The organism is Vibrio sp. R11-SG3-ISO9, from assembly GCF_059834255.1.
This window is the reverse complement of sequence record NZ_JCBDGU010000050.1, coordinates 133,579-154,747: the sequence shown is the minus strand read 5'-3', so window position 1 is coordinate 154,747 and position 21,169 is coordinate 133,579. Positions and strand designations below refer to the sequence as shown.

15 protein-coding genes are annotated in these 21,169 nt (G+C 46.2%); 8 read left to right on the top strand and 7 right to left on the bottom strand.

Annotated features, from left to right (window positions below; translation table 11 throughout):
• Nucleotides 1-51 precede the first annotated feature (51 nt).
• The 6 genes from AC6R05_RS18790 to csdA all read left to right on the top strand — a co-directional run bounded on the left by AC6R05_RS18790 (nt 52) and on the right by csdA (nt 6,144).
• Nucleotides 52-621: a YajG family lipoprotein gene (locus AC6R05_RS18790; RefSeq protein ID WP_500648295.1), complete on the top strand. Its 570-nt coding sequence runs from the start codon at nt 52-54 to the stop codon at nt 619-621.
• On the top strand, nt 621-1,169 hold the full coding sequence (locus AC6R05_RS18785; RefSeq protein WP_500648294.1) for a peptidylprolyl isomerase: 549 nt from the start codon (nt 621-623) through the stop codon (nt 1,167-1,169). Before AC6R05_RS18790 ends, AC6R05_RS18785 begins: the two co-directional genes overlap by 1 nt.
• 54 nt (nt 1,170-1,223) lie before the next feature.
• Nucleotides 1,224-2,579, top strand: a complete 1,356-nt coding sequence (locus AC6R05_RS18780) for an AmpG family muropeptide MFS transporter (protein WP_500648293.1) — start codon at nt 1,224-1,226, stop codon at nt 2,577-2,579.
• 447 nt (nt 2,580-3,026) lie between these two features.
• Nucleotides 3,027-3,833 carry a nucleoside-specific channel-forming Tsx family protein gene (locus tag AC6R05_RS18775; RefSeq protein ID WP_500648292.1) on the top strand — a complete coding sequence of 269 codons (807 nt, stop codon included), beginning with the start codon at nt 3,027-3,029 and terminating at the stop codon, nt 3,831-3,833.
• A 110-nt stretch (nt 3,834-3,943) separates the two neighbouring features.
• A complete protein-coding gene (panE, locus tag AC6R05_RS18770; RefSeq protein ID WP_500648291.1) occupies nt 3,944-4,831 on the top strand; it encodes a 2-dehydropantoate 2-reductase in 888 nt (295 codons plus the stop codon).
• 101 nt (nt 4,832-4,932) lie between these two features.
• Nucleotides 4,933-6,144, top strand: a complete 1,212-nt coding sequence (gene csdA / locus AC6R05_RS18765) for a cysteine desulfurase CsdA (protein ID WP_500648290.1) — start codon at nt 4,933-4,935, stop codon at nt 6,142-6,144.
• Between the two features lie 138 nt (nt 6,145-6,282).
• Here the strand turns inward: csdA and csdE are convergent, their stop codons facing one another.
• The 4 genes from csdE to AC6R05_RS18745 form a co-directional block, all read right to left on the bottom strand.
• Nucleotides 6,283-6,711 (bottom strand): cysteine desulfurase sulfur acceptor subunit CsdE, encoded by a 429-nt coding sequence (gene csdE, locus AC6R05_RS18760; protein ID WP_500648289.1) that lies wholly within the window; start codon nt 6,709-6,711, stop codon nt 6,283-6,285.
• Between the two features lie 9 nt (nt 6,712-6,720).
• Complete coding sequence (gene tcdA / locus AC6R05_RS18755; protein WP_500648288.1) at nt 6,721-7,530, bottom strand: tRNA cyclic N6-threonylcarbamoyladenosine(37) synthase TcdA; 810 nt, start codon at nt 7,528-7,530, stop codon at nt 6,721-6,723.
• A gap of 103 nt (nt 7,531-7,633) precedes the next feature.
• Nucleotides 7,634-8,746, bottom strand: a complete 1,113-nt coding sequence (gene mltA, locus AC6R05_RS18750) for a murein transglycosylase A (RefSeq protein ID WP_500648287.1) — start codon at nt 8,744-8,746, stop codon at nt 7,634-7,636.
• An 81-nt stretch (nt 8,747-8,827) separates the two neighbouring features.
• On the bottom strand, nt 8,828-9,298 hold the full coding sequence (locus tag AC6R05_RS18745) for a DUF2850 domain-containing protein (RefSeq protein ID WP_150871254.1): 471 nt from the start codon (nt 9,296-9,298) through the stop codon (nt 8,828-8,830).
• Between the two features lie 163 nt (nt 9,299-9,461).
• Between AC6R05_RS18745 and argA the strand changes: the two genes are divergently transcribed.
• Complete coding sequence (gene argA, locus AC6R05_RS18740; protein ID WP_285467974.1) at nt 9,462-10,799, top strand: amino-acid N-acetyltransferase; 1,338 nt, start codon at nt 9,462-9,464, stop codon at nt 10,797-10,799.
• 296 nt (nt 10,800-11,095) lie between these two features.
• On the top strand, nt 11,096-11,287 hold the full coding sequence (locus AC6R05_RS18735; RefSeq protein WP_500648286.1) for a hypothetical protein: 192 nt from the start codon (nt 11,096-11,098) through the stop codon (nt 11,285-11,287).
• A 59-nt stretch (nt 11,288-11,346) separates the two neighbouring features.
• Here AC6R05_RS18735 and recD read toward each other — a convergent pair whose 3' ends face one another.
• From recD to recC, 3 genes are all read right to left on the bottom strand, one after another.
• The gene (recD, locus tag AC6R05_RS18730; protein ID WP_500648285.1) at nt 11,347-13,539 is read right to left on the bottom strand and encodes an exodeoxyribonuclease V subunit alpha; all 2,193 of its coding nucleotides are present in this window, start codon (nt 13,537-13,539) and stop codon (nt 11,347-11,349) included.
• Entirely contained in the window at nt 13,539-17,213 is a 3,675-nt protein-coding gene (gene recB / locus AC6R05_RS18725) for an exodeoxyribonuclease V subunit beta (RefSeq protein WP_500648284.1), read from the bottom strand. The genes recD and recB overlap by 1 nt, the downstream gene beginning before the upstream one ends.
• Nucleotides 17,214-17,615: 402 nt before the next feature.
• On the bottom strand, nt 17,616-21,092 hold the full coding sequence (gene recC / locus AC6R05_RS18720; protein ID WP_500648283.1) for an exodeoxyribonuclease V subunit gamma: 3,477 nt from the start codon (nt 21,090-21,092) through the stop codon (nt 17,616-17,618).
• Nucleotides 21,093-21,169: the final 77 nt, after the last annotated feature.

Here is a 21,169-nt window from a genome sequence, read left to right as displayed (position 1 = left end):
CGTACGGGAAAAGTGCCGTGCGTCTCGTGTGGAATTAGAAAGGATATTGGAATGAAAAAACTGATTTTAGCAGCTTCTATTATGGCATTGACAGCGTGTTCAACGCCTCAACAAGAGCAGATCAACCTAGCTCCAGAAGCTTCTCTCAGTAATAGCAACCTAGTACAAGGCAAAACGTACACTCTAAGCAGTAAAGATGTACGTGCGGCACAATACGTCGCACTCGTGGATAGCGGCCGTTCCAACATTCAACCTATTCACGCTAAGCAGAACATGCGTATCTCTCTAGAGAACGTATTAGCTCAACAGCTAGAATCACAGGGCTTCCGAGCAAGCGTAAATAGCGAAAACTCAGTTGTTCTTGAAATCCAAGAAGCCTTAGTTACCGTTAAGCACACCATTATGGAAAACCAAATGGATGGTAAGGTAACACTTGAAGTGACGGCTGAAACACCAGAAGGCAAGCTAGTAAAAACCTTTAATGGTACCGCAGTTCGCACTGGTGCATTAAGCGCTTCAAACGAAGACATTGCGCTAGTTCTAAACGATGTTATCAATCTAGTCCTGACTGAAATCGCCAACGACCAAGAACTGCAAACTTACATGAAGGAGCGTTTCTAATGGGTCGTATTCTAACTTCTATTACCCTAGCTATGCTAAGTGCAAGTGTTTGGGCTGGTCCAAAAGTGGCTGTTGAAACCACTCTAGGTAACTTCACGATCGAGCTTAATGAAGAGCAAGCGCCAATCAGTTCAGAAAACTTCCTGAAGTACGTAGAAGATGGCAGCTATGTCGGCAGCCAATTCCACCGCGTGATCCCAGGTTTCATGGCTCAAGGTGGTGGTTTTGATGAAGATATGAACCGTCTACCTACTTATGCGCCAATCAAAAATGAAGGCAGCAATGGTCTACAAAATAAAACCGCGACTATAGCGATGGCACGTACCAACGCGCCACATTCTGCAACTCGTCAGTTCTTCATTAACTATTCTGACAACACCTTTCTCAATGCTGGTGCTGGCAATCCAGGCTATGCGGTATTCGGTGAAGTGACAGAGGGCTTCGATGTAGTTCAGAAAATGGCTACCATCCCAACTAAACGCGTGGGCCGCATGTCTGATATCCCAGTCGACCCAATCGTGATTACAGCCGTTAAAGTCATCAAATAACCTCCTCTCACGCCCTTAACTCATTAAGGGCGTTTTTCTATACAAGGACGCCCTATGTCATCAGGCTCTTCCTCTCTTTCATGGATGCAAACCTTCCGTAGCTATTTAGACAAGCGTCTACTCTGGGTATTTATGTTGGGTTGTTCCAGCGGTTTTCCTTGGGTATTAATCGGCTCAAATATGTCAGGTTGGCTGAAAGACGCCGGATTAACTCGCGCTGCAATTGGTTACTTCGGTAGTGTATTTGCGGTCTACGCCATCAATTTCTTGTGGGCGCCATTAGTAGACCGCGTCAAGTTACCTGTGCTTCATGCAATACTTGGACAGCGACGTAGCTGGATATTTTTCTGTCAAACCATTGTTTTGATCGGCACCTTGTTCATCGCGGGCGTTAACCCCGCGGAAAATTTGGCGTTTACTTCAATGTTGGCGCTCGCGATTGCTATTGCTTCAGCCACGCAAGATATTGCGATTGATGCATTTCGTATTGATACCTTCCCTAAATCTGAAGCATCGAAACTGCCGCAAGCTTCCGCAATGGCGGTAGTTGGATGGTGGACCGGGTATTCCTTACCGGGGTATCTCGCATTCATCAACGCTGATGCCATCGGATGGAACGGTGTTTACTATGGAATGGCCGGAGTGGTTGTGGTTCTCATGCTGTTCACGCTATTTGTCGGAGAACCCAAAACAGAACGTGAACGTCTCCAACAACAGGCACAACAACGACACAGCAAAGTGGTCGACTCTAAGATAGTCGCTTGGTTTACGGTAACCGTTATCGAACCATTCTATGACTTCTTCAAACGCAATGGCGTGCAGGTGGCAATTACCCTGCTGCTGTTTGTGTTCTTGTTTAAGATTGGTGAAGCCTTCTTAGGAAGAATGTCGATCACCTTCTACAAAGAGATCGGCTTTAGTAATGAGCAGATTGGTCATTACTCTAAGTTGATCGGTTGGGGCGCGACTATTTTCTTCACTTTATTAGGCAGTGTGTTCAATGTGAAGTTTGGCATTGTGCGTGGCTTGATGATCGGCGGTATCGCCATGGCAGGCAGTAATCTAATGTTTGCGTGGATAGCTAAAACTGGTCCAAGTGAAACCTTATTCCTTGCCACTATTATCGTCGATAACTTTACAACCGCCTTCTCGACAGTTGCGTTTGTCTCCTTCTTGACGCTATTAACTGGGCAAGCCTTCTCTGCCACACAGTATGCTTTGCTCGCGTCACTCGGTAACTTTGGCCGCACCACATTGGCTTCATTTAGTGGTGAATTGGTTGATTACCTCAATGACTGGTCATTGTTCTTCATTATTACCGCACTTATGGTCGTACCGAGCTTGATCATGCTCTACTCTTTGAGGCATTTCTTCGCTCGATTATTAGAAGAAGCACGTCAGCAGAAATAGTAGTCATTAAACTCACAGTGATAAAAGAGGGTCTATTGGCTCTCTTTTTATTTGCAGCCCAACCAATTTGTATTATTTATATTGAGATGTAAGTTTATTTACGACCAAAAACATAGTGTCAATTTATTTTATACCATTTGTGTTGATAATAAGATTTAGATCACCAGATATTGCAAAAACGTTTGCTTCGTACATCAATTATTCAATTCATCTATAAAATATGCAGCAATCGCTAAATCAATAAAAAACTGACAGCATCGGGTTGCACTACACTCTCAAAGTTCCCTTATTTAGATCATTTGTGTGACCAGAATCACCATTTTATTTTAAGTTTGCATCCTTTCTCACTTTTAATTGAGAGCAAAATCGCTATCATGCTCGGCATTCGGACATCACTAACACGCATGGATTAGCGAGTTACTTATTTTTAACAGAGAGAGTTCCATTATGCGTAAATCACTTTTAACTCTTGGTCTTTTAGCAGCTACGGCTGCTCCAGCAATGGCAGCAGACTACTCAGACGGCGACATCCACAAAAACGACTACAAGTGGCTGCAGTTTAACCTGATGGGTGCCTTCAACGAGAAACCAGGAAACTCAAACCACGATTACCTTGAAATGGAATTCGGCGGCCGCTCTGGTATCTTCGATCTTTACGGCTACGTTGATGTATTCAACCTAACTTCAGATCCAGGCAGCGACAAAGCTGACGATCAAGCTAAGATGTTCATGAAGTTTGCACCTCGTATGTCTATCGACGGCCTAACAGGTAAAGACCTTTCTTTCGGTCCAGTTCAAGAGCTATACGTAGCTTCTGAAATTACGTGGGATGGTGTGAACACTACTGATACAACGTTCGGTGTAAACCAACAAAAAATCGGTCTTGGTTCTGACGTAATGGTTCCTTGGTTCGGCAAAATCGGTCTAAACCTTTACGGTAACTACGATTCAAACCAAAAAGACTGGAATGGTTTCCAGATCTCTACTAACTGGTTCAAACCTTTCTACTTCTTCGAGAACGGTTCATTCATCTCTTACCAAGGTTACATCGATTGGCAATTTGGTATGAAAGATGAGTACAGCGCAGAAAGCAGCGGTGGTGCTATGTTCAACGGTATCTACTGGCACTCAGATCGTTACGCAGTAGGTTACGGCCTTAAAGCTTACGAAACTGTTTACGGTCTAGAAGACGGCGGTTTTGCAGGTCGTACGTCAGGCGTAGGTCATTACCTTGCAGTAACTTACAAGTTCTAATCAGAGCTTTAAGAAAATTTCCTAAATGGCACCTTCGGGTGCCATTTTTTATTGCTTTCATATTCTGCAACGCTATCCTGAGCACCTATTTGATAAAACTAGGTCGTATTGTGAATATTACTGTTGTTGGCCCGGGAGCCGTTGGCTCACTGTGGGCAATTAAACTTCATCAAGCTGGTCATAACGTATCTGTGTGGAGCCACTCTACTCAAACCGACTACTTAATATCACTCGATGACCAAGCTGAAGTTCGATTCGACAATAATAATCAAACGAAGCTTGCCGATAGTGATCTTATCTTAATTACGGTAAAAGCTTGGCAGGTGGAGTCTGCAATACTGCCGCTTATTCCTCATATAGATAAAGATACCATTCTTCTGTTCATGCATAACGGTATGGGCGCAGTAGATAACATCGCTTCACATATTGAACCATTCCCGGTAGTTCTCGCTACTACAACTCAAGCCGCTTATAAAAGTTCACCAACTCAGGTGCATCATACTGGACTGGGCAATACCCAACTTGGTGGCTACAACAGTAACGGCAACCAATGTGCCTTCTTGGTTGATGTACTCAATCACGCCCTACCCGACGTTGTTTGGAACAGCAATATCCATCAAGCGTTGTGGGACAAACTTGCGGTAAATTGCGCGATTAACCCTTTAACTGGTCTTGAACAGGTTAAAAATGGTCAACTTGCTGAAAAGAAATATCAAGCCATAGTCAATGACATCGTTGCTGAAGTCGTTGAAGTGATGACAGCAGAGAATCTACCAACCTCTATCGAATCACTCAGCTCAATCGTTCAACAAGTTATCCAAGCTACTGCGGCTAACAACTCATCGATGAAGCAGGATATGTTCTATCAGCGAAAAACTGAGATCGACTTTATTACTGGTCACTTGCTCAATACAGCTCGTAAGCACGGTATCGCAACGCCAGCCAATCAAGCGCTCTTTGACCGAGTAAAACAACAAGAAGTGCTTTGGCATAAATAGACGGAGATATTTTGCCTCCACGATCAAGCAACTCACGATACAATAAATAGAAGTGCTAAGTTCAGCGCCCTATCCAATCTTCAACTCTTAGGTAATCTTAGATGCTAGACATCCAACACATTCGCAATCAATTTCCTGCGCTCACCCAACAGGTTAATCAACAGCCTCTGATCTACTTAGACAGTGCTGCGACGACCCAAAAACCTCAAGTGGTGATCGATGCGATTAGTGACTACTACTCTAAGCAAAATGCCAATGTCCATCGCGGTAGTCATAGCCTTACAGCCAAAGCTACCAGCCAGTTTGAAGCCGCGCGAGATAACGTCGCTCAGTTTATTGGAGCAGCTTCAAGCAAAGAGATCATCTGGACTCGCGGTGCGACAGAAGCTCTTAACTTAATTGCCCAAACCTACGCTCGAAGCTCTTTAAAGCCGGGAGATGAAATTCTAGTAAGCGAACTTGAACACCACGCCAACATTGTTCCGTGGCAGATCGTCGCTGAGCAAACTGGTGCAAAGATCGTCAAGGTACCAATGACCAAACAGTGTCAGTTCGATTTAGCCGCGTTTGATTCGCTATTGAGCGAGAAAACCAAGATTGTGGCACTGGCACAAATCACCAATGTCACGGGTACGCGCCAGCCTATTGAAGAGGTCATAACAAAAGCACATTCAGTCGGTGCGATTGTGGTTGTCGATGGTGCGCAAGGGATTGTTCATGAGCCTGTCAATGTGACTGAGCTTAACGCTGATTTCTACGTATTCTCAGGACACAAGCTTTATGCACCAGCAGGGATCGGTGTGCTTTATGGCAAACTAGAATTACTAGAGTCGATGCCGCCTTGGCATGGTGGCGGAAAGATGGTCGAGCGTGTTTCTTTTGAAGGCACGACCTACTCTGCATTACCCGGAAAGTTTGAAGCTGGAACACCTAATGTGGCTGGTGCAATCGCATTGGACTCAGCGATTCATTGGCTAAGTCAATTCGAACAACAACAAGTCGAGGCACACATCCATCAACTGGTCGATATGACCTACCAAGCTCTGTCGCAATTGGATGACATCAAAGTGATTGGTTACCAACCTAACTCTAGTGTGGTCACATTTATTATGGATGGCGTGCATCATCAGGACATCGCGACCCTGCTCGATCAACAGGGCATTGCGGTTCGTGCGGGGCACCACTGTGCTCACCCATTAATGGATGCATTGGGAATTAAAGGCACGGTGCGAATTTCGTTTGGTATTTATAACACTATCGAAGATGTTGAAAGGCTAGTCGCTGCGATAGAGAAAGCGGTGGATATGCTTTAACTTTGGTGGGGAGCAAACGAGATTCCCTACTACGCTCCTTCGTCACTATAGGGAATGACGAATCTAGGTTCTGCTCGTCATTCCAGAACTGAGGGACGAAGTGTCTGGAACCTCTTAACGTGAGTCGGAATTTTACGGCTAGCAAGCCAACTGCTTTATCTGCTCAACAATCGCTTTTAGACCATTGCCACGAGAAGGGCTTAGGTGAGCGATAAGACCAATTTTCTCGAAATAATCATCGATATCGAATGCTTGAATCTGCTGTGACGTTTTGCCATCAAAAGCTGCCATCACAAGAGCAATCAATCCACGAACAATACGCGCATCAGAATCTGCACAGAAATGCCAAACATCCCCGTCTTGCTGAGCCACCAACCACACTTGGCTCTCGCAGCCAGCCACAGTCACTTGCTCGCTTTTCAACTCTTCAGGCATTTGAGGAAGTTTTTTTCCCCACTGAATCACTTGGCGATAGCGATCTTCCCAGCCATGAAACGTTGCCATTTTCTCGACAATATCATCACTGGTAATCGTTGCACCAAAAGGAGAGTCAGGAAATGAATGCATCTGTCGCTCCTACTTCTTGTACTTCTGAATCAACTTTTCAACGATGCGCGATACTGCAACAAAGCCAAAGGTTGCAGTTACCACCGTCGCAGCTCCAAACCCCGTCGCACAATCCATACGTTTAGGGCCTTCAGCTGTCGCTTTTGCTGCGCATACACTGCCGTCAGCTTGTGGGTATTTCAGCTGTTCAGTTGAGAATACACACTCAATACCAAACTTGCGTGCAGGGTTCTTCGGGAAATTATGATGACGACGCAATGTATCTTTCAGCTTCTTCGCTAGTGGATCTTGAATCGTCTTTGTTAAATCAGCAACTTGAATCTGAGTTGGGTCAACTTGACCACCAGCACCACCGGTTGTGATCACCTTAATCTTGTTGCTTCGACAGTACGCCAGCAGAGCTGCTTTTGCTTTCATGCTATCAATCGCATCCAAGACGTAGTCGAACTCTTTGGTAATGTACTCAGCTTGATTGTCTGGGCCAATAAAGTCATCAATCAGATTTACTTTACACTCAGGGTTGATCAACTTAACACGCTCAGCCATCACCTCAATCTTGCTTTGACCAACCGTACCTGTCATTGCATGGATCTGACGGTTAATGTTAGTCACACACACATCATCCATATCTATCAAGGTTAGCTCACCAACACCAGTACGAGCCAAAGCTTCAACAGCCCATGAACCAACACCACCGATACCAACCACACACACGTGTGCCGCTCTTAAGATTTCAACTTCGCTGTTGCCATACAGGCGACGAGTTCCGCCAAATCTTTGGTCATAATTTTCAGAAGCTGGTGTGGTCAATTCACGCATTGTTGCCGCCAATTTATTACATTAGAAAAAGAAAGAGTGCGTTTTATACGCACTCTTGAATAAAAAGTCTAGGGGATTAGCCGATGTAGTTCAACGGGCGACCTTACTCTGCCTTTTCAGGCGGCAACGCCCATGGCGCTTCAGTTGCACTGCCGTCTAAGCCAAGTTTCCAAACGCGACCAAAGTGCTTGTAATGTCCCGCTTCCGTACCTGCTCTAGCCCCCATACCATGATAGAGGTCTAGGTGGTTCTGCTTCACCGCGCCGCCAGTGTCTAGCACCAGCAATAAACGAAGTTGATGAGCTCCACTCCAGGTGCCGTCTGCATTAAGCAGTGGAACTTCGGCTAAGATAGGCGTGCCCATAGGCAGGATAGAACGATCACCAGCAACTGCAGCCATTGGTAGCAGTGGAATACCAGCACTACCCATCACCGACAAGTCTTCATTCGCTTGGAAGAAAACAAAAGAAGGGTTCTGCTCTAGAAGCTCTTTTACGACTTCTGGATCATTTTCCATCACCCACTCTTTAATAGCTTTAAGAGACATCTTTTCACGAGGCACCAGACCACGGTCAATCAACACTCGTCCAATACTGACATACGCTTTGTTGTTTTTACCGGCATAAGCAAAGTACTCGAGAGTGTCATCGTCGCCAAAGTGCACAAAACCACTTCCCTGCACTTCCATCATGAAAGGATCGATACGATTCGCGGCATAGCCAAGCTCTAGTCCGAGTCCATCCAGTGCACCATCGTAGATTTCTGCCCGCGTTGGGCACTCTTGGCCGCAGTTAGGTAAAGCATAAACAGGGTACCTATACTCTTCGTTTGGCTCATGGCGCAGCTCCATCACTGGTGAGAAATAGCCAGTAAATAGAACATTACCTTGCTTATCTCCCCCACCCAATTGCGCAGCCTGCACACCGTAATTCGCAAGATCTTGTGGATTGCCACTCTGCAGGGCCCACTCGTTTAACTGTTGATAAAGTGGCTGATAGATTTTTGCCATCGAGGGAGATTTAGAAACCACCATCTCAGCTTGTTCAGAAAAAGCCGTGTAGTCTCTAGGGGAGTTGGTTTCGATTTGCTCAACCTTATTTAAGGTACGAGGAAATTCATCATCAAAATACTGTTGAGCGCGGTCTGTCGGTTGTGCACAGCCGAATAGTACAGAGGTCGAAACCAGAGGGAGCCATTTTTTAATCACAAGAATCATCCTAAAATTTCTATGCAACGAGGATGACAAAAACGGCTGAATAACACAATCTAAGTTTGTAAGAGTTTACAGTAAGATAACCTAACGAACTGAATGGTCGTTATAACCTTTTAGACGAAAGACAGGATTGTAGTATGCATCAGAATCGAGCCTCATCTCGGTATTGTCCGAGTTAACCATCTTGAAGCGAAAAGTCTTCCCTGCAGAGCGATACTCAAAATAGTTTCCATCAAAGCTAAAATCAGTCGCAATCACTGAGCCAGCTACCGTCACACCTCGCTCATTCAATACGAACTCATCGGTGGCGTAATGTGCAACATTCTGCTCCACCCAAGTGCCGTAAATCATACTCTTAGGTGTTGACGCAGCCTGCATGCGAGCAAAGACATCTTGATACAAGATCACCACAGCTATCGAACCTATCAGAGCTAATAGCATTAAGCTGCGCTCGACAAACTTACGTTTAAAGTTGGCGTTTTTCTGCTTATCAGCCTCGCTATACAAGCTCTTGGTGATGTCGTCGATTTTGTTCTTACTTACTGGGGCTTGCATAACTATAACTACTCAATTTGAAGCAACTGACATTTTACACTTATTAAGATTACGGAATAAAGTATTCTTAAAGATACTTTGCTCTTTATTCCAAAAATATTCTTGTTTACATTTGAATAAAAATGTTAGATTTAAGAATAAATAACCATAACGGATTCTCTCTGTGAAATTAAGAAGCACCGCCTTAGTTAAAGGCTTCAGACAATCGACCCCCTACGTTAATGCTCACCGTGGAAAAACCATGGTTATCATGCTGGGAGGCGAAGCGGTGGCCGATCGCAACTTCGGTAATATTATCAATGATATTGCACTACTTCACAGCCTAGGTGTAAAAATTGTTCTGGTTCATGGCGCCCGCCCTCAAATAAACGAACTGCTCGCCAAACAAGATTGCTACACACCGTACCACAAGAATGTCCGTGTTACTGATGAGTATGCATTGGGCGTGGCGATGCAAGCCGCTGGACAACTGCAACTTGCGATCACTGCTCGATTATCGATGAGTTTGAACAACACCCCAATGGCCGGTACTCAGCTCAATGTCATGAGTGGTAACTTCGTCACCGCACAACCTCTCGGGGTTGATGACGGTACTGATTATTGTCATAGCGGCAGAATCCGTCGCATTGATATCGAAGGGATCAACCGTACTCTAGACCAAGGCTCGATTGTTCTGCTCGGTCCCATTGCCAGCTCCGTAACTGGCGAGAGCTTTAACCTTCTTTCCGAAGAGGTCGCTACTCAAGTCGCGATTCGTCTCAAAGCAGATAAATTGATCGGGTTCTGTTCTGAACAAGGGGTTATCGACACCGATGGCAATGTACTCGCAGAGCTGTTCCCAAAAGACGCCAAGCAGATACTCGATCGTCTCACAGAATCGCAAGACCCAACTCTAGATATGGGCAGCGGTACACAACGATTCTTGAAGGGTGCGATTGCTGCGTGTCGCGCAGGTGTACCACGTTGTCACCTAATCAGCTACAAACTCGATGGTGCACTGATCCAAGAGCTGTTCTCGTTTGATGGTATCGGTACTCAAGTGGTTATGGCGAGTGCTGAGCAAGTAAGACAAGCTCAGATCGATGATATCGGCGGTATCTTCGACCTGATTCGCCCTCTTGAAGAACAAGGTATTTTAGTTCGTCGCTCTCGTGAACAACTCGAACAAGAGATTCACCGCTTTACCATCATCGAGAAAGATGGACTGATCATCGGTTGTGCTGCACTTTACAGTTACCCTGAAGATCATATGGCAGAAATGGCGTGCGTTGCTATTCACCCAGATTACCGAGATGGCAACCGAGGACAACTGCTGCTCAACTACATGAGACATCAATCTAAATCCCAAGATATTGACCAGATTTTCGTGCTGACGACCCATAGTCTCCACTGGTTCAGAGAACAAGGCTTTTATGAAATTGGTGTCGATGAGCTACCAATGGAGAAACAGGGGCTCTACAACTACCAGCGCAAATCAAAAATACTGGCGTTGAATGTATAAACAGGATGTTTTGTTCAGAGTTTAGGCACCAAAAATTTAAATTTAGTGCCTTTTCTCACTTTCGATAGAAATTGATTGCAAATGTAATCGATTACTATATGAGATTTATAAACTATGCACTTTTATTCACACTGATAATTGTATAGAATTTGGCCGATTTACATTCTCAGTAAACATTGATTGGAATCGTCTATGCCTCGGCATAGGGACTTGCACGGATTGCTATAACTTTAACATCGCAGGCTTAAACTTTGGCTATGCCCGTTAATAACAAAAAGCAAAAAGAGCATATTGATATGAGAACCATTATTTGTAATTCGCTACAGAGCTTTTGGGATATGGCTGACAACCAATTTCTTGAAGGGTTAGATGTCCACTGTGTTTTTCCAGTGACTGACAACTTGAAGGAGTTTATCTTGAACTGCCAAGCAAAATACAAGATAAACCATATCTCTTTTACGAGAGCATTTCTGAGTAAAGACAGCTAGGTCTAAACTCAAAAGAAGCAACCACGGACGGCTGCTTCCCATCTAAAAATTACCTTCCGCTAGATTTCACTGCGCCCCAAACGCACCGCTAATCCGCTCACACGCTGAGTTTTCACCTTAATACTTCGCTTAAACACCGAGCTATCACTAAACATCATCAAACGAGACTTTGCACGTGTTACTCCCGTATAGATAAGCTCTCGCGTCAAAATCGGGCTGAACTCCGGTGGCAGTATCATCAAGGTTAAATCAAATTCACTACCCTGAGATTTATGGATTGTCATCGCATAGGCGGTTTCATGCTCAGGAACTCGGCTAGGAAGTACCGCTTTGACACTTCCATCAGGCAACTCAAAATAAACCTTAAGCCTTGGCGATGAACCATCTTCGGTAGCGGTAGAGTCCAGCATACAGAGGCCAATATCGCCATTATACAAGCCAAGGCCATGGTCATTACGTGTTACCATCACAGGGCGACCGTGATACCAAAGCTCTTCATTGTGCGGTTGAACTAAACGCCTCGCGGCTAATGCTCGTTCAATGCGTTGATTTAACCCTGAAACACCAAAATCACCATCTCGTACGGCACAAAGAAGTCGACACTGACTGAAAAGATCGATCGCTTGTTTGGCGCGCTCCTCTTGCTTCTCACCTTCAGCTAACGGTTGGTGAATACAATTTAAATAGTTGCCGTATTCGTTAACCAACGTGCGAAGCATCAGGTTGTAGCTGTCACTAGAAAGCGAGTGATGCTCAATATCGGCAAAGCCTTTATTCAATACCACATCGACTTGGGCGGCCGAACCTGCATTAATTGCCTTGGCAAGTTGACCAATACCAGAGCGAGCATCAAAACGATAACTCTTTTGCAGCATACACAAACTATCAGCGACAGCCGGAGCACTAACTACATTATGCGACTTGGATTGTCTGCCAGATAAAGAACTAAAGCCCGTTAGCTCAGCTATCAAATTTCCTTGAGAAGCACTGTAACCATGAGCATTGAAAGCGCAAATATCGCCCAACACCGCACCAGCTTCAACCGAGGCTAGTTGGTCTTTATCTCCCAGAAGAATCAAGCGCGCATGTGGAGGAAGCGCATCCACCAGCTTATACATCATAGAGAGGTCGACCATCGAAGCTTCATCGACGACCAAAATATCCAAATGCAGTGGATTTCGACGGTGATGTCTAAACTCGGCACGATTCGGAATGGCACCAAGCAAGCGGTGCAAAGTACTCGACTCTGTTGGAATGTTCTGTTTGACGATAGGTTCAACAGGTAGCTGATCAATCGCCTTACCGATAGACTCAGTCAAACGCGCTGCCGCTTTACCTGTCGGCGCAACCAATTTAATGGTAGGTGTTTTGCCCAAGTTCAATGACTGCTCGACCATCGCAGATAACAGTTTTGCCACAGTGGTGGTTTTACCTGTACCAGGGCCACCTGATATCACAGCAAAGCGTCGACTTAGAGCTACCGCTGCTGCAACTTTTTGCCAGTTGAGGCATACCGACAAAGGCACTAACTCATCCAGTGCACTAAGGTCAGAAACCTGACGAGCATCCGTTACAACCCTGTCGATCTCGCTCCAATTGAGCTCAGATTCTGAGACGACATCTAAGTGATCGCAAACCAACTGTTGGCGCAGCACTTGTGAGCTTTGACCATTCGAATCAGCTTTGGCCAAGGCATTAAAAAGAAAGTGGTAGCTACGAGCAAATAGCTGATTAAGTGTTTGTGTCAGTGCTCGCTTCTGCTCCAGATTAAACTCCACTGGATGACTCAAGCGATTTAAGGCGTCAGCCAATACCACCTCATAATTCCAATAGCGCTGGAGATAGACACGCTGCCCGTCAAACATGAGTGGCTTAACACATTTAGCACTGGTGCCAACCAGACTTGAGTTACTCAAAATAGCAGACCAATCAATATTCAATAGTCGTTGATTAAGCTGCAGTGCTGCTTCGCCATAAAGGCCAAGTAACTGCGCTAAATCAGCGGGTATATTTGACTGATAGTGATCACTCACTGTCAGCTGCATACATATATGGCCTTTACCTAACTCATGACTCACCACACCTGCAAGAAAGCCAAGCTGCTGTGCGGTACCGGCCTCTTGCGAGTAGCCACTCGCTTGCTGAGCAATAAAGCGAGCAAATTGATAATCGAGCTGGCGAATGGTGCCTTTGTCTGCCAATAGCTGCAGCACATCCATCAATGGCGCTTGGTGTAAATCAATGGGTGTCATTATATAAGCTCCATCTGTCCAGCTTGGTCATCATTCGATTGAGTTGTTTGGCGATCGACGACCTTGCCGTCAATCAATTGATCCATTTCATTGAGCATGGCTTCACTTGGTTTAGCGGAAAATATTCCTTGCTGAGATTGTCCATCCATACCACGTAAAAACAGATAATAAACACCGCCAAAATGCTTTTGGTAGCTGTAATTAGCAATTCGACTGCGTAGGAAGCGGTGCAGAGCTAAGGCGTAAATTTGATACTGCAAATCATATCGGTGATCGGCCATAGCACTCTTAAGGGCGTCGCCATGATAAACCGCCACATCATCCCCTAAGTGATTTGATTTCCAGTCAAGCACGTAGCATTTGCCTTCATGTTCAAACACCAAATCAATAAAGCCCTTCAACATGCCTTGCACAGTGTGAAAACCGAGGTCGCCAGCTTTCGCCGAAAGAGGATCATGATACTGAATAACACGGTTGAGTTCTGAGGATGCTAACACCTCAATGGGCAATAAAAACTCCATCTCAACAAGTCGCTGAGAAGCATTTTTCTCGCTTAACTTAAGCTTTTTACCATCTAAAGCGGTGTTGAGCACGGTATCAACCAATTGTTGAAGAACCGGTAACCACTCAAGCTCATACTGTTCAAGTTCCAGTAAGTGAGTGATCACTTGAGTATTGTGCTCGCTGGTCGCAGGCTCGGTAAACTCGACTTCTTCAAACAGGGTATGCAAAAACGTACCCGGTCTTGCTCCTCGAGGGAAAGTAAAGATAGAACGCTCTGGCTCAATCAGCTCGTCTTCATCCTGCTCATCGGCAGAATCAATATCAAAGCCCGATACCTCCATCGTCGCATCATGAGTTGCGCCATGACTGCCTTGCTTGACTAACCCAGAGTAACTAGTGATACGCCACGCACGGTCAATCGACGCCTTCAACTCTTGAGCTTGGAGATCAGGTTGTGGTTCTGATTTAGCTACAAAAGGCTGCTCATGCTGCGTAGGCGTCTCGCTTAATGTAATGCTTTGATTGCCACTCTCTAAACTCGCCAACGCTTGCTGTAGTTCAGCAATGCTGCACTCTTTCCCATTTTGAACCAGATAGCCCATCGCGCTCAAATGCACACCCGTCGGCTCTTTGGTTGAGCGCCCCTTGCGCAGTGGTGCCATACCAATAAAGCAGCCGTAAACAGCACGGGTTAGCGCTACATAGATCAAACGTAAGTCTTCCGCTAAGCGTTCTTTATCGGCTTGCGCTAACGCGCCATCACTGGCTGTGATATCAAGCACAGTGGTGTCTGTAGCGTGGTCGTAATATTTACCTTCGCTCGCTTCACGGTAGCTTGCTACAAACGGTAAGAACACTAAGTCATATTCCAAGCCTTTGGATTTATGGATAGTAACGATTTGCACCAAGTTTCTTTCTGACTCTAGACGTTGAATGTCATCTTCACTACCACCCAAACCATTCTGCGCATCGATGATCGCTTCCGCGAGCCAGCGCAACAGTCCATAGTCACTGTCTAGCTCTTGTCTCGCTTGTTGGAGCAATTCGCCGATGTGCATTAAATCCGTCAGTACACGCTCCCCATTCTCTTCTTCCAACAATCGCTCAGCTAGGTGGCGCTTACTCATCACCGCGCGTAACATCGGTAGCACACCGCGCTGTAGCCACAGCTTTCGGTACTCACGAAATTCATTAACCGCATTTTCCCAAACAACCTCATCATTGTTCAGTTGGTCTAGCGATGCCGCATCAAGGGCAAACAACTCAGAAGCCAGGCAAGCACGAAGAGCTCGGTCATTTTCAGGAGTTAGTACCGCTTGCAACAAACGTTGAAGGTCTTGAGCAACAAGACTGACAAAAACACTGTCTCGGTTAGAGAGGTAAACACTGGCGATGCCTTGCTCTGCAAGAGCCGTCTTAATCAAACGCCCTTCACTACCGGTTCGCACCAATACAGCTATATCACCCGCTTGAATCGATTTTTGGCTTTTGCCGTTATCAAGAAACGCTTGCTGTTCTTGAGAAGCAGTCAATATTGTTTGAATTTGACTCGCCGTCGCTTCTGCCATCGCTGCGTGATACTCCCCTTTAGGCAAAGGCTTGTCTTCCGCCTCTTGCAGCCAAAATGTCACCGCAGGTTGAACCTCATCACCAAGTGTCCATTGACGCAAATCTGCACTTGGACTCGAAGCGACAGGGAGAAACGGAATATCTTCGTCATAGATAAACGGACTATCAGAGTTGCTAAACACCTGATTTACCGCACTCACCATGTCTGCACTTGAACGCCAGTTAGTGCCAAGAGTGTAGTGGGCACTCACTTGGTTACGCGCTTTGATATAAGTAAAAATATCTGCACCACGGAAGCCGTAAATCGCCTGCTTTGGGTCACCGATCATAAACAAACCACATTGTGGGCTATCCAGATAAATACGGCTGAAGATGCTGTATTGCAGAGGGTCGGTATCTTGGAATTCATCGATCATCGCGACCGGATAAAGAGCACGAATTCGTTCGACTAACAATGATTGCTCATCGACATCAATCGATGCTGAGAGTTGGGTAAGCAGATCGTCAAACGAGAGCCACTGCTTCTGCTCTTTGGCAGCGGCAAGCATGGTTCGACAATGAGTAATTGCATGCGCCAGTAACGGCGCTTTCATATCTGCTGGCTGTGCTAAGAAGGTCTCAATCGCCTCAAAAACCTCATGACAAGGAGCGGTGCCTTTCGGAGTTTTTTCATTCAGCGTCGATTGAGCAAACTTCTCGAGTTTATCTGGGTAATGATAATCGTGTGTCTCACTTTGCGCCCAAGTCGTTACCGCCTCTAACCAAGTCGGCAGTGACTTTTTGGTGTAGCTGCGTTTGTTAACATCTGAGCCCGAGATAATGGGCAGAAAGTCCTCTTGCGATGCCAGCCATTGTGCTTTGAGCGCTCTGATTTTGTCGAGATTGCTGTTGTGAAGAGACTGCAGATCACCAGACATCGCCTCTACCGTTAGCTTTAACGGCGCGCCAGTCAGGTAGCGATTCACATCCGCTAACAGAGCAGAAGGAGAACCCCAGATATTACGCACTTCGCCAGCCAACTGCAGCGGTAATGGGTAGAACTGTTTACGCCAGTAATCCGCCACCACTTGTGCTTTTAGATGACTTTCGTCGGTCACAAATTCATTGTCAAAGCGACTGCCCGACTCAAAAGCATTTTGCGTTAGCATGCGTTGGCAGAAGCCGTGAATGGTGTATACCGCCGCTTCGTCCATCTGCCTTTCAGCATTAAGAAGGATTTTGGCAGCCCCCGCATGATCGTCAATGTCTTCAAGTAGAGGAGCAATCACAGGATCGCCACTCTGACCACGCGAGAAAGCAATGCGCGCATCGTGAATACGAGCTCGAATACGATCTCTAAGTTCCGCGGTTGCCGCTTCAGTAAAGGTCACCACCAAAATCTGATCGACCGTTAGTGGTTGCTGGTGTCGACTCGGCTCTTCACCGTTTACGCCAACCTTTGATGTACCGTGACCAAGCAAAAGTCGCAGATACAAGCCAGCTATCGTGAAGGTTTTCCCCGTACCCGCAGAGGCTTCAATCAATCGCGCCCCATGCAGAGGAAACGTCATGGTATTAAGCGCTTGTGGCGTGATAGCGAGATCACGATTTGTGGTAGTCATACCGAGCTGCCTTCTTCTTAATTATTCTGTTACAAATGTGACCTAGTATCAAAAACGTCATTCAAATCTGGTCTAGTACCAATATCTTATTAGGGAGTGCGATCTCTCTCACGGATCAATTTGGTGCACGTCGTTACTATGCGCCCACGAGTTCAGGCAAGCGATTACTTTTTCGCCACCAAAGAACCAAAAGAATAATGGTCCCTCTGACCTGTGGCCGTACAGCGAACGCCCTACACTAATAATGATTTACTGGCGGCCACTTTAATTCCTGTGCTTTTCATTCCCTGACTTATCAGTACTTCTCTTATCCAGTCTATACTCATTCTAAAATTGCAATAAGCTTCCCATATACATCGGCCTAATTGGCATGGGTTGAGCGATCTTGACGATCGTCCTAAGTTACTCCTGATCATTGGGATCAATCGCTGCAAGACGAGCTGCTTGCATCACTAACGTAGAGTACAGCCTTGCTTCCGCCGCCAATGTGTCATCCCACTTTGGCCAAATACGTGAGATGTAGCTATCGCGTCCTTCACCGGTAAACGCGTAACTATCATTAAAGGTATCCGCCATCTTCTTCAGAGACTTCTCTTCATCATCAACCCATTTGCCTCGACTGAATCCTGCCTCAACTCCTGCTAAGGCCGTTTTAGGAAAATATGGAAGCGGTTGAGTCATACCTTGATAGAACAGGCGAACGAGCTCGCCTAAAGTCTGCTTTGCCGTTTGAACATCACTCAGAGGGCTAAGCGTAAGATGCACCACGCCCTCTTTTTTGTCGTAGCCGATAATATGCGTTGTTTGCGGGTTGCCCATCACATTGCAACACAGGTGATCAATCCAAGCAGCCAGATAGTCTTGCGCGCGAATTTTACCACTGCGATAACGCACAAGGCCCGATTGATAATTGTGCGTTAGCCAACCTATCAACTTGACCGGCTTTCCTTCGCCGAGGCTGTCTATCGTAATATTGACCTCTAAATCTTCTTTAGGCGCACCTGTAACGAATTGGATCTCTTTGGCTAGCTCCTCGGCTTGCACACGATTGGTCTCAAACTCTATGTCACCAAATGCTCCAACTGGCAAACGACCTTGAGCTTTCTGCTTAGCGACAAAGTGACGGATGGCTTCATCCGGCGATTGAGGGTTATCAATCAATACTTGTAAGAGTGCATCTTTGAGTTGATAGCTCTCTAGGCCGTTCAACACAAACGGTTCATCGTCTTCCATCACTGGTAACGGCGGCTCAAACACCACCTTTAAACGGCGATTAAAGAAGTATTGAACAGGTAGACGCCAAAAACGCTGTAACTCAACCAGATCAAGCTCAAGTGGGTAAGTTGCTCCGGCAAGGTAATCTTCTAACGCACGGTTGAATTCACCACTGCGCTCACCAGCTCGATTTGCCGCAGGCAGCCACTCTTTAGCATAGCTAAGCTGCGTATTGTCTTGACCCGGCATGAAAGCACTCGGACTGAATGGCGTCATGGTGTGTTCAAACATCTGAGCTCGGCTTAGCTTACGCCCGGATTCATCGCTTCCCAGAGCCTCGTCACCCTGTAGACAGTAGTTCTGCTCGCAGTATTCGATCAGCTCAGACACCAACACTGACGGGACGCGCTCTGTGTTATCTTGAATAGAGCGACCAACATAACTGATGTACAGGCTCTCTTGCGCCGATAACATCGCTTCTAAGAACAGGTAACGGTCATCATCACGACGAGAACGATCACCCGGACGAGTGCGACCATTCATTAAGTCAAAGCCTTCTGGTGGCATAGAACGCGGATAAACACCATCATTCATTCCCAGCAGACATACCGTTTTGAAAGGAATCGAACGCATCGGCATCAGAGTACAGAAGTTCACTTGTCCTGCTAAAAAGCGTTGGCTGATGCGTGCCCCAGAGAGTTTATTGTTCAGGTACTGATAAACGATGCTTGGTGATAAATCTTGCTCAAACAGAGCATCGTCAAGCTGTTCGTTAAGTTGCCCAAGGGCATCACGAATCGACTTTAATACCACTTCGCCCTCAAGCTCGACGCTGAAGAAGTCATCGATCAAGTTAAGCAGAGTCTCACGCCAACGTTCAATCGGTTGTGACTGATTGAGGCGCTGTCGATAATGGGTAATGCGATCAATAAAGTGCGCGAGCTTACCCGCAAGCTCTGCGCTCATGCCTTGCACTTCATCGTATGCAGCAATCGATGAGTCAGCGGTTTCAAATAATCCTGCAGATTCAGACATCGCATAGCCAAGCAGCATCCGCTGAACACCGAACAGCCAAGTGTTTTGTTGAGTCTCGGGTAGGTCAAATTCTGTTGCGGTACTGCCATCAACACCCCAGCGAATACCCGCCTCTTCAACCCACTGTTTAGCTTGTTCGAATTGGTATTCATCGATATCAAAGCGCGCCATCATCGCCGGGATTTCAAGTAACTCAAGCAGCTCTGAAGCAAGACAACGACTCTTAGGCAGCGCCACCAGCTGCATGAATGCGGTTAAGATTGGGCTTTCTTGATCGGCCGTTCTATCCGAGATGGAGTAAGGGATGTAACGCTCACCCGGAGCATTACCAAACACCGCTTGAATCGCAGGGCTGTAGGCATTGATGTCCGCTACCATTACGATAATGTCGCGTGGTTTCAGGCTTGGATCGGCATCGAACATCGCCAGCAACTGGTCGTGCAGCACTTCCACTTCACGCATTGGGCTATGACAAGCGTGAACCGTTAACGAGCGGTCACCAAGTACAACACTCTGCTTGTGTTCACTCGAATCGACGATGTGATCATCTTGATGCTCTTCTAGCTCCAAAATATCGGCTTGAAGCTGATGCAGCAGGCTATCGCGCTCAACATCAATGAAAAATTCATGCTCTTCACACTCAGACTGGGACAATAAAAACAGATTGTCACGACCAAGTTTACCCATCGATGCCAGTAAACTATTGCCCACGGCTTGGCTAGTGTGCAGTTCATCTTCTACATTAGCTTCCAAGCCATCTTTAAGAGGTGAAACCTCTCCTTCTAGCTGAGGCGAGCCCTCGACCAAAGCAAACTGCTTACGACGCTGCGCTTCCACTCTTGCCAGATACTTTCTGTCTCGAATATCGCCCCAATAGTGCTGACATGGGTTCGTGAACATTAAATGGACATCAATGTGTTCACCCATTGCTTTGAGGGCATCCATATAGCGCGGTGGTAGTGATGAGATACCAAACACAAACAATCGCTTAGGAAGATGGGAAAGCTGATCTTTCTGCTGTGCGAGCGCTTCAATAAAGTCATGGTACAAGTTACCACGGTGATACTTTGATTGGCCTTGGGATAGTGTTTGCTCGTACAGAGCTTTCCACAATATCGGCTGCCACGGATGTTCTTGCTGACCATCTGCGTCTTGCAACTCAGCCACAGGCTCACCCGCTTCCCAAGCCGCCATCCACTCAGGTCGGTACACCAAATAACCATCAAAAATATCGGCAATTTTCTCAGCCAATTGGTACAGCTTGGAGCTATCGGTGTCGTTTTCCAAATAACGCTGCAGTGGCAAGAAATCAGGATGGTCGAGCTTAGCGGGCAGAATGCTCATCAGCTTCCAAGTCATCGCCTCTTTGTTAAAGGCACTGCGCTTGGGAACATCAGGAAGAACTTGGGTAAACATCTCCCAGATGAAGGTTGCTGGCAGAGGAAAATCTATGTTTGCCGCAACACCAAACTCTTTCGCCAGCTCCATTTTAAGCCACTGAGACATACCCGGGCTTTGTACTAAGATCTGCTCTTTGTCGAATGGATTAGCCAGAGGATCACTTTTGATTAAGTGAACGAGAAGAATTTTTAAAGTATCAACTTTATTGGAATGGTAAACAGTAAACAAAGTGCACTCACACTAATCTTGCCACAATATACTGCCAGATTAGCATAAGTGCTGAGTTTGGATGAGCAATATAAGCT

Excerpts from the sequence above, each read along its gene's own strand:
- AC6R05_RS18790 (WP_500648295.1), top strand. The coding sequence starts at position 52 with ATGAAAAAACTGATTTTAGCAGCTTCTATTATGGCATTGACAGCGTGT.
- AC6R05_RS18785 (WP_500648294.1), top strand. The coding sequence starts at position 621 with ATGGGTCGTATTCTAACTTCTATTACCCTAGCTATGCTAAGTGCAAGT.
- AC6R05_RS18780 (WP_500648293.1), top strand. The coding sequence starts at position 1,224 with ATGTCATCAGGCTCTTCCTCTCTTTCATGGATGCAAACCTTCCGTAGC.
- AC6R05_RS18775 (WP_500648292.1), top strand. The coding sequence starts at position 3,027 with ATGCGTAAATCACTTTTAACTCTTGGTCTTTTAGCAGCTACGGCTGCT.
- csdA (WP_500648290.1), top strand. The coding sequence starts at position 4,933 with ATGCTAGACATCCAACACATTCGCAATCAATTTCCTGCGCTCACCCAA.
- csdE (WP_500648289.1), bottom strand. The coding sequence starts at position 6,711 with ATGCATTCATTTCCTGACTCTCCTTTTGGTGCAACGATTACCAGTGAT.
- tcdA (WP_500648288.1), bottom strand. The coding sequence starts at position 7,530 with ATGCGTGAATTGACCACACCAGCTTCTGAAAATTATGACCAAAGATTT.
- mltA (WP_500648287.1), bottom strand. The coding sequence starts at position 8,746 with ATGATTCTTGTGATTAAAAAATGGCTCCCTCTGGTTTCGACCTCTGTA.
- AC6R05_RS18745 (WP_150871254.1), bottom strand. The coding sequence starts at position 9,298 with ATGCAAGCCCCAGTAAGTAAGAACAAAATCGACGACATCACCAAGAGC.
- AC6R05_RS18735 (WP_500648286.1), top strand. The coding sequence starts at position 11,096 with ATGAGAACCATTATTTGTAATTCGCTACAGAGCTTTTGGGATATGGCT.
- recD (WP_500648285.1), bottom strand. The coding sequence starts at position 13,539 with ATGACACCCATTGATTTACACCAAGCGCCATTGATGGATGTGCTGCAG.
- recB (WP_500648284.1), bottom strand. The coding sequence starts at position 17,213 with ATGACTACCACAAATCGTGATCTCGCTATCACGCCACAAGCGCTTAAT.